Annotated in this window: 12 protein-coding genes; 4 read left to right on the top strand and 8 right to left on the bottom strand. The window is 70.1% G+C overall.

Features of this window, described 5'->3' with window-relative positions; translation table 11 throughout:
• The first annotated feature begins 47 nt into the window (after positions 1-47).
• The 3 genes from P0592_RS04155 to P0592_RS04145 all read left to right on the top strand — a co-directional run bounded on the left by P0592_RS04155 (position 48) and on the right by P0592_RS04145 (position 2,224).
• Positions 48-860 carry an undecaprenyl-diphosphate phosphatase gene (locus P0592_RS04155; protein ID WP_276273009.1) on the top strand — a complete coding sequence of 271 codons (813 nt, stop codon included), beginning with the start codon at positions 48-50 and terminating at the stop codon, positions 858-860.
• Positions 861-902: 42 nt separating this feature from the next.
• Entirely contained in the window at positions 903-1,175 is a 273-nt protein-coding gene (locus tag P0592_RS04150; RefSeq protein WP_276273008.1) for a hypothetical protein, read from the top strand.
• A gap of 188 nt (positions 1,176-1,363) precedes the next feature.
• Positions 1,364-2,224 carry a CheF family chemotaxis protein gene (locus P0592_RS04145; protein ID WP_276273007.1) on the top strand — a complete coding sequence of 287 codons (861 nt, stop codon included), beginning with the start codon at positions 1,364-1,366 and terminating at the stop codon, positions 2,222-2,224.
• A 197-nt stretch (positions 2,225-2,421) separates the two neighbouring features.
• Here the strand turns inward: P0592_RS04145 and P0592_RS04140 are convergent, their stop codons facing one another.
• The 8 genes from P0592_RS04140 to P0592_RS04105 form a co-directional block, all read right to left on the bottom strand.
• On the bottom strand, positions 2,422-2,649 hold the full coding sequence (locus tag P0592_RS04140) for a DUF8119 family protein (RefSeq protein WP_276273006.1): 228 nt from the start codon (positions 2,647-2,649) through the stop codon (positions 2,422-2,424).
• A gap of 5 nt (positions 2,650-2,654) precedes the next feature.
• Positions 2,655-3,116 (bottom strand): universal stress protein, encoded by a 462-nt coding sequence (locus P0592_RS04135; protein WP_276273005.1) that lies wholly within the window; start codon positions 3,114-3,116, stop codon positions 2,655-2,657.
• A 2-nt stretch (positions 3,117-3,118) separates the two neighbouring features.
• Positions 3,119-4,732 (bottom strand): sodium:solute symporter family transporter, encoded by a 1,614-nt coding sequence (locus tag P0592_RS04130; protein ID WP_419181128.1) that lies wholly within the window; start codon positions 4,730-4,732, stop codon positions 3,119-3,121.
• Between the two features lie 65 nt (positions 4,733-4,797).
• Positions 4,798-5,265: a DUF4212 domain-containing protein gene (locus P0592_RS04125; RefSeq protein WP_276273003.1), complete on the bottom strand. Its 468-nt coding sequence runs from the start codon at positions 5,263-5,265 to the stop codon at positions 4,798-4,800.
• Between the two features lie 61 nt (positions 5,266-5,326).
• Positions 5,327-7,321, bottom strand: coding sequence for an acetate--CoA ligase (acs, locus tag P0592_RS04120; protein WP_276273002.1), 1,995 nt, complete (start codon positions 7,319-7,321; stop codon positions 5,327-5,329).
• 70 nt (positions 7,322-7,391) lie between these two features.
• Positions 7,392-9,083 carry a bacterio-opsin activator domain-containing protein gene (locus P0592_RS04115; protein ID WP_276273001.1) on the bottom strand — a complete coding sequence of 564 codons (1,692 nt, stop codon included), beginning with the start codon at positions 9,081-9,083 and terminating at the stop codon, positions 7,392-7,394.
• A gap of 55 nt (positions 9,084-9,138) precedes the next feature.
• On the bottom strand, positions 9,139-9,459 hold the full coding sequence (locus P0592_RS04110; RefSeq protein ID WP_276273000.1) for a DUF8000 family membrane protein: 321 nt from the start codon (positions 9,457-9,459) through the stop codon (positions 9,139-9,141).
• Between the two features lie 130 nt (positions 9,460-9,589).
• Positions 9,590-11,530 (bottom strand): acetate--CoA ligase, encoded by a 1,941-nt coding sequence (locus tag P0592_RS04105; RefSeq protein WP_276272999.1) that lies wholly within the window; start codon positions 11,528-11,530, stop codon positions 9,590-9,592.
• A 136-nt stretch (positions 11,531-11,666) separates the two neighbouring features.
• Between P0592_RS04105 and P0592_RS04100 the strand changes: the two genes are divergently transcribed.
• Entirely contained in the window at positions 11,667-12,527 is an 861-nt protein-coding gene (locus P0592_RS04100) for a CheF family chemotaxis protein (RefSeq protein ID WP_276272998.1), read from the top strand.
• Positions 12,528-12,901 lie beyond the last annotated feature (374 nt).

Here is a 12,901-nt window from a genome sequence, read left to right as displayed (position 1 = left end):
CTGCCGCGACCGAACCGCCTTTGTCCCCACACGTCCCTCGGGCGAGTGTGAATCAACTACTGATCGCCGTCCTGCTGGGGCTGTTGCAGGGCGTGTTGGAGTGGGTCCCGGTCTCCAGCGAGGGGGCGGTCGCGCTGGCCTCGACGGCGCTGACGGGGGTGAACTCCGCCGCCGGCACCCGACTGGCCCTGTTCCTCCACGCGGGGACCGCCGTCGCCGCGGTGGGCTACTTCCGGGCCGAGGTGCGAGAGATCCTGGCCTCGGTCGGCGACCTGACGCGGGCTCCCTTCGCCGACGAGACGGCGGACCTCTCCTTTCTCGTGCTTGCGACGCTGGCCTCCGGCGTCACGGGCCTGCCCGCCTACCTCGCGCTGGACGCCGTCGTCTCGGACCTGCAGGGCGGCCTGTTCGTCGCCTTCGTCGGCGGGCTGCTCGTGGTGACGGGCCTGCTCCAGCGGTTCGCCGCCGCGCTCTCGCTGGGCGACCGGACGCGGCCGGACTGGCTGGACGCCCTGCTGGTCGGCGGCCTCCAAGGCTTCGCGATCCTCCCCGGGGTCTCCCGCTCGGGGACGACGGTCTCGGCGCTGCTGTTGCGCGGCCACGAGGGCGAGTCGTCGCTGCGGCTCTCCTTCCTGCTGTCGATCCCCGCCGTCGTCGCCGCCGACACGCTGGTGTTGCTCGACACCGGCTTGCCGGCCATCGACCCCGGCCCCGCGCTGGTCGCGCTCGCGGTCAGCGCCGTGGTCGGCTACCTCACCGTCGACGCGCTCGTCAGACTCGTGCGCCGAGTGCCGTTCTGGGCGGTCTGTACGTTCTTCGGGACGCTGGGCGTGGTCGGCGGGCTGCTGGTGGCGGCGTAGCGGGCCGCCGGGTATATGACGCTCCCGCCGGAACGGACGGGTATGAGCGACGTGGACGCCGCCGACGTCGCGCCGCTGTGGCTGTGGAAGGGGACGATCGTGAGTGCCGCGCTCGCGCTGCTCGCAGCGCTGTTCGCGCCGTCCGGACTGGGCGGACTCACGCTCGCGCTCGCGGCCACCGCCGGCGTCGGAACGGTCGCCCTCCTCTATCGGTGGGGCCAGTACCGCGACGACGAGGACGAGGACGAGGAGTCCCGGCGGGAGCGGGAGATGAAGGCGGAGGCCGGCGGCTTCGGCGGGAACGGCGGGATCTGACGACGGGTCCGCCGACGATTGCGGTGACGCTCGCCGGCGATCTCGCCTCCGCCCCCGTGTTCGGGACGGTGTACGACCACGTCGCCGACCACCGGCCGCTCCTTGTCCCGTCCGCGGAGTGATCCGCGCGTCGGCGACCGTGGCGGGATTTATATACGACTCGGCGACAACGGACGGCTAGGGCGGCTATGAGTGGTGACGAACGCAAGGTGCTCGACACGTCCGGGGACTTCCAGTACGTCGTCCGAGACGGCGAGCAGGTGGCGGACCCGCGGTGGCGGTCCTGCCGCATCGTCGTCACCAACAAGCGACTGCTCCTGGCCACCAACGGGGACAAGCAGTCCCTCCCGCACTCGACGATCACCGTCGCCGACGGGACGGCGGTGCCGGAGGGCGCGCCCGCCGACGCCACCCCGCTGTCGGTCGGGGACAACGTCCTCCTCGTCGACGCCGCCGACGTCGACGACTTCGCCGTCGAGTACTGCCGTGCGGCGCTGCTGGGCGCGGTCATCCTCGCGCGCAGCCCCGCCGTCGTCGGCGGCGTCGTCCAGGAGGACGCCGAGTGGAGCAAGGCCCGGTTCCGCCTCGACGACGGGGCGGTCCGCCTGCAGTTTCCCGGTGGCGGTTCGACCGCGTTCGACACCGCGGACGTGGGGACCGTCGAGACCAGCGAGAGCACCGTGTTGGGCGAGCAGCGGTCCGTCGTCGAGGTGGAACACACCGACGACGAGGACCGCAGCGTCGAGACCCACCTCTCGGGGACGGCCCACCACGCGGACGCGCTCGGGACCCTGTTCGCCGCCGTCGTCGAGGACCGCGAGGACGACTACGAGCTCACCGAGATGGAGAGCCAGGTCCTGATGGCGCTGTACTCGGGCGTCTCCCCGTTCGAGATGGCCGACTTCGTCGGCACCACGCCCGACGAGGTCGAGGAGGTCTACCAGAAGCTGCTGGACATCGGCGCTGTCGACGAGGTCCGGACCCGGACCGAGGTGGTGCTGAACGCCCAGGGCCGGAATATGGCGAGCGAGGCGATGAGCGGGGAGTAGCGTGGTCCGCAGTGAGCGAAGCGAGCGAGAACCACGAGACACGAACGGCGAACGGAGTGAGCCGTGCGTCGTAGCGAGGTTCCGGGCGACGGCGAGAAACCTCGATGCGAAACGGCGAAGGAAGCGAGCCGTGAGCGGGAGCCTCAGCGTCGCCGCTCGCCGACGACGACCCGCGGGAGCGTGCGACCGGGGACCGGCTACTCGCCCTCGCGGACGGCCTCGAGCGACCAGAAGAACCCGTAGTAGGCGACCACGCCGCCCAGCAGCGTCAGGTAGTAGAGCCACTGCGGCCCGCCGGGCAGGAGGTCGAACACCACGGTCACGACGGTCACCCAGACCAGCGCGAACACGAAGTCGACGACCATCCCGGAGCGGTGCTCCCGGATGTGGTCGCCGACCGTCTCCAGCAGTCCCTTGGTCGACATCGCGGTCACTCCGCCCCGTGTTCGTCGACGACCAGCACCGGGACGTGGGTCGACCGGAGGACGCGCTCGGTGACGCTACCGAGCAGCGCCCGCCGGACGCCCGAGCGGCCGTGGCTCCCCATCACGACGAGGTCGACGCCCTCGGCGTCGGCGTAGCCGGCGATCACGTCGTGGGGGGTGCCGACCCGGACCTCCTCGACGACGTCGATGCCCTGTTCGGCGGCGGCCTCCGCGACCGCGGCGGTGGCCGCGTCGGCCTTCTCCTCCAACTCGGTCATCTCGCCGAAGTTGCCCTGTCTGATGCGGTCGACCTGCTCGGTGCCGAGCCCGAAGTTCACGGCGTCGATGTCGACGACGTACAGCGCGTGCAGCGTCGCGCCGTACTGTTTCGCGAGGTCGACCGCGTGGTCGACCGCGGCGTTCGCCGTGTCGCTACCGTCCGTGGGGATGAGGATCGTGTCGTACATCGTTAGTCGTCAGCAGGGGTGCCGCCGCTGCCGCCGTCGTCGGCGACGATGTCCTCGGCGGTCTGTTGCTGGCCCATCGGTTCGGGGCTGTGGCACTGCCGGACCATCTGCTTGGTCTCCAGCGGCGGTTCGGGCGTGGCCATCGACACCGCGATGGTGACGAGGAAGACAAGCGGCGTCCCGACCAGCGCGGCCCCGATCGGGGGGACGAACTGGGCGTAGATCGGGATGATCGCCTGGCTCGGGCCGCCGGCGACGTCGGCGAGGAAGCCGACGTAGCTGGGCAACACGCTGTTGAAGATCGAGCCGATCCACAGCAGCAGGCCGACGGACATCCCCGCCAGCGCGCCCTGCCGGTTGGTGTTCTCCCACCAGAGGCCGAGGAAGAACATCGGGAACAGGACGGTCCCGGCCAGCGAGAACGCGTAGGCGACCAGTTCGCCGATCAGCGCCGGCGGGTTGAACGCGGTCACCGTCACCAGCGCGCCGACGACGACGATGGTCGCGCGGCCGATGAGGACCTGCTGTCGCTGTGTCGCGTCGGGGTTGATGAGCTCGGAGTAGATGTCGTGGGCGACCGCCGAGGAGGCCGTGATGAACAGGCCCGCCGTCGTCGCGATGGCGGCGGCCATCCCGCCGGCGGCGACGAGGCCGACGAACCACCGCGGCAGGTTCGCGAACTGCGCCGCCAGCACGACGATGACGTCGCCCTCCGCGCCGGACATCGCCTGCTCGCCGGTGTAGACCGCCTCCGGCGAGATGTTGTTCACCGCCGCGAACAGGTCGACGCCGAAGGCGGCCATCGCGGGCGCGCCCCAGTACAGGAGCATGATGAAGAACAGCCCCCAGACGGTCGACCAGCGCGCGGTCCGCTCGTTCTCGACCGTGTAGAACCGCACCAGGACGTGCGGGAGCCCGCAGGTCCCGAAGATGAGCGAGAACGCCGTCGCTATCCAGACGTAGTACGAGGAGTTCTCGAAGGGCGCGGAGAACTGCCGGCTGAGTTCGTCGATGAGCGCGCCGTACTCGATCTGTGGCAGGATCGTCGAGTAGCCCTGCGTGAACCCGACGACGTAGACGCCGGCCAGGAACGCCACGATGAGGATGACGTACTGGACGGCCATGTTCTTGGTCGCGCCCAGCATCCCCGAGAGCGCGAGGTACCCGACGGTGATGGTCATCATCACGACGATCATCGGGACGATGTCAAGCCCGAAGACGTACTGGCCGACCAGCCCCATCCCGCGGGCCTGCCCGACCGAGTAGACGTACGCGATCAGCAGCGTGGTAAAGGCCGCCAGCGCGCGTGCGGTGGGTGAGTTGAACCGGTCGGCGACGAAGTCCGGCGCGGTGTACTTCCCGAAGCGGCGCATCTGTGCCGCCAGGAAGATGAGCAGGACGAAGTAGCCGGTGGTCCAGCCGACGATGAAGGCCAGCCCGTAGAAGCCCGAGAGGGCGACCAGCCCGGCCAGCCCGAGGTACGACGCGGCCGACATCCAGTTCGCGCCGATGGCCATCCCGTTCTCGATGTTGCCGATGCCGCGGCCGGCGACCCACATCCCCTCGGTGTCGGCCACCTTGAACACGTAGCCGATGACGAGGAAGGAGGCCATCATCAGGAAGACGATGACGGCCGGCAGGAGCTTGAACGAGATGTCAAGCGCCTCCGCCTGCAGGGGGATCACTGCTCGACACCCCCGTCGGTGGCGGCGGCGTCGCCGGCGTCGGTGTCACCGCTGCCGCCCTGGCTGCTCGTCTCGACGCTGCTGGGGTCGATGCCGTACTTCTCGTCGAGCGCGTCCCGTTTGCGGGCGTACCAGAACGCCAGCACGAGCGCGCCGGTCGGGCCGGCGAAGGCCACCGAAAAGTAGTGCAGCGGGAACCCCGGCGGGACGGTGATCGACGTCATCGTCTCCGGGGCGATCGCGGTGAGCGTCACCGGCCCGAAGACGATGAGCGCCCAGGCGATGAACCCGGTCCAGACCACCCGCAGGTGGTCGCGCATGAACGCCGTGCTCGGCGAGAGGAGGTTCACCTCCTGTTGCAGGTAGTCGGTGTTCCGGTGTTGCTGTGCCGCGTCCGTGACGGTGCCGCCGTCGGTCTCGACCGACGCGGTCGCCGTCTCGTCGTGCGTGTCGTCGTCTGTCATAGATTGCGTGTGCTGTGGCTGTCGCTGTGATCGCCGGTGGAAAAGCGGGGTCGCCCCCCACTCAGTCGTCGCTAACTTTCGCCTGGATGTCGCTGACGACGTCGGGGTTGCGCAGCGTGCTGGTGTCGCCCAGGTCCTCGCCGTTCGCGATGTCCTCGAGTAGCCGCCGCATAATCTTCCCGGACCGGGTCTTCGGGAGTTCCGGCGTGAAGATGACCGCCTCCGGCCGGGCGATGGGACCGATGGCGTCCTCGACGCCCTCGATGATGGCCTGGCGCAGGGCCTCGTCCTCGTCGGCCCCGTCCTCGGTGATGACGTAGGCGTAGACGGCCTCGCCCTTGATCTCGTGGTCGCCGCCGACGACGGCGGCCTCGGCGACCCCCTCGACGCCGACGATGGCGCTCTCGATCTCCATCGTCCCCAGTCTGTGCCCGGAGACGTTGATCACGTCGTCGACGCGCCCGAGGACGGTGATGTAGCCGTCGTCGTCGATCTTCGCGCCGTCCTCCGGGAAGTAGACCCAGTCCTCGGGGTCGTCGCTGTCGACGTCGGAGTACTCGCGCCAGTACTCGTCGATGAACCGCTCGTCGTTCTTGTACAGCGTCCGGAGCATGCCGGGCCAGGGCTTCTGGACGGTGAGATAGCCCGCGCGGCCGGCCTCGACCTCCTCGCCGTCGACGTCGACGATCTGGACGTCGACGCCGGGCAGGGGCGGTCCCGCGGACCCGGGTTTCATGTCCTTCACGCCGGGCAGCGTCGTCACCATCATCCCGCCGGTCTCGGTCTGCCACCAGGTGTCGACGACCGGGCACTCCTCGTCGCCGATGTTCTGGTAGTACCACTTCCAGGCCCGGGGGTTGATGGGCTCGCCGACGGTCCCAAGCAGGCGGAGACTGGAGAGGTCGTGGCTGTCGGGGTACTCCGAGCCCCACCTCATGAACGCCCGGATGGCCGTCGGCGCGGTGTAGAGCTGGGTCGCCTCGTACTCCTCGACGATCTCCCAGAGGCGGTCCTTGTCCGGGTAGTCCGGCGTCCCCTCGTACATCATCGTCGTCGTGCCAAGCGCCAGCGGGCCGTAGACGATGTAGGAGTGGCCCGTGATCCAGCCGATGTCCGCCGAGCAGAAGTAGGTGTCCTCGGGCTTGATGTCGAGCACCGCCTGGGAGGTCCAGGCCGACCACGCGAGGTAGCCGCCGGTCGTGTGTTTCACGCCCTTGGGCTCGCCCGTGGTCCCCGAGGTGTACATCAGGAAGAGCATGTCCTCGGCGTCCCGCGAGACGGGGTCGACCGACGCGCCCGCGTGCTCGCTCTGGAGGTCGTCGAAGGCCACCTGGTTGTCGGCGTAGTCGTGGTCGAAGCCGTCGCCCTCGCGCAGGCGCTCGGCGACGACGACCGTCTCGACGTCGTGGTCGACGCCGGCCAGTCCCTCGTTGGCCTTGTCGAGGTGGTCGAGCGGGTCCCCGCGGCGGTAGTAGCCGTCACAGGTGACGAGGTACTCCGAGTCGGCGGCGTTCATCCGCGTCGCGAGCGCGTCCGCGGAGAAGCCCGCGAACACCACGGAGTGTGGCGCGCCGATGCGGGCACAGGCCAGCATCGCGATGGGCAGCTGGGGGATCATCGGCATGTACATCGTGACGACGTCGTCCTCGCCGACCCCCTGGTCGCGCAGCGCGGCCGCGAACTCGTTGACCTCGCGGTGGAGTTCCTCGTAGGTGTACGTGATATCGTCCTCGTCGGTCGGTTCCCCGACCCACTCGATGGCGGCCTCGTCGCCGCGCTCGTCGAGGTGGCGGTCCAGACAGTTCGCCGAGGCGTTCAGCGACCCGCCGGTGAACCACTCGTAGAACGGCGGGTTCGAGTCGTCGAGCACCTGATCGTAGTCCGAATCCCAGTCCAGCAGATCGGCAGCCCCCTCCCAGCACTCCGGCCAGTTCTCCTCGAACTCCTCGTAGATCCCCTCGTCGGTGACGTTGGCCTGCTCGACGAAGGACTCCGGCGGCTCGAACACGTCCTGCTCAGCGAGTCGAGCCTCCAGTTGGACGTCGTCGTCTGACATAGTCTATCACCCACAACCGACGGGGGACTGATAAACGGGGGGTCTAACTGTCTCAATAACCGGCTGACACTTACTCTCGAAGCCGTTCCGGCTGGTCGGTGGGTGCGCCGGTGAAGAAGGCCGTCAGGAGCTTCTGCTGGGCCTTCCGGAGGTGGTTGTGGAACGTCGGCGAGGAGACGTCCAGCGAGTCGGCCAGTTCCTCGGCGGTGGTCCCGCGGGGCCACTCGAAGTAGCCGCTGTGGTAGGCCGCCTCAAGCACCGTCCCCTGGCGCTCGGTGAGCCTGTCAGAGAGCCGTTCGCGGAAGCCCGTGTCGGTCTCGACCGGGCGCTCCGTCTCCCGTTTCGCGGTCAGCGTCGTCTCCGGGAAGGCGTCGACGACGGCGTCGACCGTCTCCCGCAGGTCCGCGTCCCCGGCCAGTTCGGCCGTGACGGTGGCGGTGCCGTCGGCGGCGACGAGGTCGCGGATGCGCGCACCGTGTTCGACCAGCGCCAGCGCGGGCGCGGCCGCGACGACAACCTCCAGCAGCGCCCCGTCGCCGTAGTCCTCGATGAGACGGGCGTCCTCGATGGCGTCGTGGTCGGCGGCGTAGGCCAGCGTCTCGTCGGCCGGCGCACCCTCGACGACGAGGTAGTACAGCAGCGAGCGGCCCCCGACGGGGACGACGCCCGACAGCTCCAGCGCGCAGGCGAGTTCGGCCGTCAGTTCGACCGTGAAGGCCCCGCGGTCGGTGCACTCGAAGCTCAGCTCCGTCACGGTGTCGGCGAGCAGCAGCCGCTTGCGCTCGACGGCCGCAAGCGCCGCCCCGACCTGTGCGCCCAGCGCCGCCAGGAGGTCCCGCTCGGGCTCCGCGACGGGGACGTCCGTGCCGATAGCCAGCACGCCCGCGGCCGCGTCCTCCCGCACGATGGGGACCAGTGCGACCGGCCCGTCCCGCCCGTCGACGGTCCGGACCTCGTGGCTCTCCATCGCCCCGTTCGCGGCGTCGGCGTAGTCGCCGAGGTCGTCGAGGGCGCGCTCGCCGGCGACGCCGGCGGTCGCCCGCGGGGTCAGCTCCTCGCCCGCGGCCTCCGCGACCCACGCGAACCGGAACCCGTCGGTGTCGGCCAGCCGCTCGCAGACGGTCCGCTCGATCTCCTCGCCGGTGGCCGCGCCCGCGAGCGTCTCGCCCACGTCCGCGGCGACGCCGATCGTCCGCCGCAGGCGGGCCGGTGCGGAGACCTCGCCGGCGTCCTCGACGGCCCGCACGACCGCCTCGCGGTCCGGGTCCGACAGCAGCGGTTCGAGCCGCTCCAGGCGCTCCCACCCGCCCAGCTCGCAGACGACGTGTGCCGGGACGCCGTCGTCAAGCAGGGCCGCCGCGAACCGCCAGCGGAGGTCCCGCGAGGAGACGTCCGCGAGGCCGGGCGCGTCCGCCGCGGCCCGCTCGGCCACCTCGCGGACGAGCATCTGGACCCGCCGGGACGACACCGACAGCAGCGGCTCGTCGGCGCTCGCGTCGGTCCCGCTGGCGTACTTCCGGAGGTCGTGCTCGACCCCGGCCGGGAGGTACGCCTCCCGCGTCGGCCCGTCCTCGTCCCGCACCGTCAGGAAGTAGTGGTCGGTCGTCTCGTCGACGTCCGCGAGGCGAACGCGGGTCATCTCCGCCGGCCGGAGTCCGACCTCGCCGCCCAGCCGGATCACCAGGTCTTCGCGGTGCGTAGTGGCCGCTCGCCGGAGCCTGTCGTACCCCCGCGAGCCGAGCCGGTCGCGCGCGGTGCCCATCTCGTTTCGGTGTTTCGCAACTATCCGAAATAAGGCTGTGGGGTGGGGCGAGCGCTCAGTCCCCCTCGTCACCGCCGCCGGGGAGGCGACGGACCGCCTTCGCCCAGCTGTGTTTGGCCGCCTGTCCGGGGTACGCGATCGGGTCGTACGCGAGGTCCTCGTCCGTCCCGAGGTGCTCCCCGTCCCTGCCGGCCCGCCGTCGCCACAGCCCGATCAGCGCCGCCCCCAGCAGGGACAGGAGCAGAGCGGTCAGGACGAGGCCGCCCGGATCGAGCGGTAGCGCCACCGAGAGCAGGAGAGGTACGAACGCGGCCAGCGAGACCGCGTAGAAGAGGGACACGAGCCACGCCCCCGAGAGGTCTATCGTCCGGGCCATCCCTGTCCCGGGACGTCGACCGGTGGACCCATAGTAGTGGGTGGTCGGCCCGGACCGCAGGGTTCGATCGGCACCGCGGCCGCGCCCGCCGCCGGCCGTTTCGGAAGCACGGGCGAACACGAAGTCGCCGTCACTTCGGGGTCGCCGACTGGAGTTCGCCCAGGATCTCGGGGTTGCGCAGGGCGCTGATGTCGCCCAGTTCGTCGCCGTTGGCGACGGCGGTCAGCAGGCGGCGCATCACCTTCCCCGAGCGGGTCTTCGGCAGGTCCGGCGTGAAGATCACCGCCTCGGGGATGGCGAGGGTGCCGATCTCCGTCTCGATGGCCTCGCGGATGCGGTCCCGGAGGTCCGCCTCGGCGCAGTTGCCCTCCGGCGCGACGTAGGCGTAGACGGCCGTCCCGGTCGTCTCGTGGTCGGCCCCGACGACGGCGGCCTCGGCGACCCCCTCGACGCCGGCGACGATCCGCTCCAGTTCCATCGTGGAGAAGCGCCGGCCCGAGACGTTGATGGCGTCGTCGACCCGGCCGAGGAAGGTGACGTAACCGTCCTCGTCGATCGTCGCGCCGTCCTCGGGGTAGTAGCGCCACTCCTCGCCGTAGTCGGCGTCGCTCCCCCAGCCCTCGCCGGTCCGCAGCGACTGGGGCATCGCCGGCCACGGGCGGGTGACGACGAGTTCGCCGGCCCGACCGGGGTCGACGGCCTCGCCGGCGGGGTCGACCACGTCGACGGCGACGCCGGGCAGGGACTTGCCGGCCGACCCGGGTTTCATCGCGTCGACGCCGGGCAGCGTCGACACGAGGATGGCCCCGGTCTCGGTCTGCCACCAGGTGTCGACGATGGGGCAGTCCCCGCCGCCGATGTGGTCGTGGTACCAGTGCCAGGCCCGCTCGTCGATGGGTTCGCCGACGGTCCCCAGCAGGCGCAGGCTCGAGAGGTCGTGGCCCTCGGTGTGTTCCGCCCCCCACTTCATGAACGTCCGCACGGCCGTCGGCGCGGTGTAGAACACGTCGACGGCGTAGCGCTCGATCAGCTCCCAGAGGCGGTCCTTGTCGGGGTGGTCCGGCGTCCCGTTGTACAGCATCGTCGTGGTCCCCAGAGCAAGCGGGCCGTAGACGATGTAGGAGTGGCCCGTGATCCAGCCGATGTCCGCCGAACACCAGTAGGTGTCCCCCGGTTTCACGTCCAGCACCGACCGCGCGGTCCAGGCGACGTGGGCGAGGTAGCCCCCGGTCGTGTGGTCGACGGCCTTCGGTTCGCCGGTGGTCCCGGACGTGTAGATGCGAAAGAGGGTGTCCGTCGCCGCTCTCGGGACCGGCTCGACCTCCTCGCCCTCGTGGGCCGCCCGCAGGCGGTCGTAGTCGTGGTAGTCGTCGCCGAGGTGGACGTCCCGACCCAGCCGGTCCAGCACGACGACGGAGACGTCCTGTTCGACGGCGATGCGGGCGTTGTCGGCCTTGTTCTTCTGGGCGACGGCGCTGCCCCGCCGGTAGTAGCCGTCACAGGTGACGAGGAACTCCGAGCCGGTCCGCTCCATCCGCTCGGCGAGTTCGCTGGCCGAGAAGCCCGCGAAGACGACGTTGTGGACCGCACCCAGCCGCGCGCAGGCCAGCATCACGATGGGCAGTTCCGGCACGACGGGGAGGTACACCGTCACCACGTCGTCCTCGCCGACCCCCTGCGCTCGCAGCGCCGCGGCGACGGCGTTGACCTCGCGGTACAGCTCCCGGTAGGTGTAGGTCCGGGCCTCGCCCAGGTGCCCCTCCCAGATGAGCGCCAGCTGGTTCTTGCGCTCGGGGAGGTGCCGGTCGACGCAGTTGTACGAGGCGTTCAGTCGCCCCCCCGGGAACCACTCGAAGGGCGGGCGCTCCCCGCCGCGGAACACGGCGTCGTAGCCCCGACCCCAGTCAAGGAGCTCGCCGGCCCGCCCCCAGCAGTCGGGCCACTCCCGCTCGAAGTCGTCGTAGATGCCCGGGTCCACGACGTTGGCCTGGTCGGCGAACCACGCCGGCGGGTCGATGGTCGCCCGCCCGCCGACCGCCGCGTCGCGACCGGACCCATCGCCGTCTGTCATTGTTCGAACCTTCGGTGGCGCGGTGATAAGTGTTGGCGCTAACCACGATAGCCCCCGCCGTTCTCAGGAGGGAGACTGGCGGCGAAAGGGATATTAGCCGCCCTCGACCACTCCCATCCGAGAGGCCGGTCCGGGAATGAGCGACACCGAGAAGAAGATCGCCGACACGCGGGGCCAGTACCTGCAGGCGGTCTCGGGCGGCCAGCGGCTCACCGACGCCGAGTGGGAGACCTGTCGGCTCGTCCTCACCACCGAACGGATCGCCGTCATCGCCGACGACAAGCGGCAGGTGGCGCTCTCGGACATCGACCGCATCGCCGACCGCTTCGACGTGAACCAGCAGAGCGCCGGCGTCTCCGACTACATCGGGTTCCACGTCGGCGACGACGTGTTGCTCGTCTCGGCGTCGGACCACGCCGCGTTCGAGACGGACTTCTACCGCGCGAGCCTGAACGGGGCCGTCGTCCTCGTCCAGCACCCGGCCCTGGAGGGCGGCGTCGTCCAGGACACGGAGTGGACGAAGGGGCGGCTGAAGGTCAGCGACGACGCGCTCCGGCTGGCCCTGGCCGACGGCCAGGCCGTCACCGTCGAGCGGACGGACATCGGGGGTCTGACCGTCGAGGAGAAGCGGGTCGCCGGGGAGGAGCGGACCGTCATCCAGGTCGAGCACAGCGAGGCCGACATCAGCGTCGAGACCCACCTCGCCGGCGACGAGTTCCAGGCGACGGTCCTGCGGACGATGCTGGAGGACAGCGCCGAGCGGAACCGCGCCGATCTGGACCTCTCCTCGACGGAGAAGCGGGTCATCATGGCCTTACACTCCGGCGTCTCCCCGTTCGACATCCCGAACTTCGTCGGCATCGACGTCGAGAAGACCGAGGAGATCTTCGACCGGCTGATCGAACTCGACGTCATCAGCGTCGTCCGCGAGCGGACCGAGGTGGCGCTGACGACCAAGGGCCGGCGGGTGGCCGGTGACAAGATGGGAGAGCAGTAGCGAGGGGCGCGAACAGCGGGGGACCGCCGGTCCCTCGGGCAATCGGGCGGCTTCGCCGCCCTACGACGAAGTGAGCGGCCCGCGAGGCGAAACGGCGACCGACGGGAGCCGTGGAAGTAGGGCGGCACTGAGCGACGCGAGGGGAAGCCTCACGGGCGGTCGAGTGGGACCGAACGCGGCGAGTGCCCCCGAGACCGAGCGGAGCCGCGACCGTACCGATCGTGTACGAAACGCGACTGTAAAACAACGTCTGGGTGCTTTCAACTCATATAATAGCTGGTGTGTCGATTATTCGCGGCCTGACTGACGTGGTCGGTGGTGGTGAGATATGGAAAAGACGGTAACGTCGCCATATTCAAATCCCTCGTCACACA

It is taken from the genome of Haloarcula litorea, assembly GCF_029338195.1.
Taxonomy (GTDB): domain Archaea; phylum Halobacteriota; class Halobacteria; order Halobacteriales; family Haloarculaceae; genus Haloarcula; species Haloarcula litorea.
This window is presented reverse-complemented; position numbering and strand designations above follow the sequence as displayed.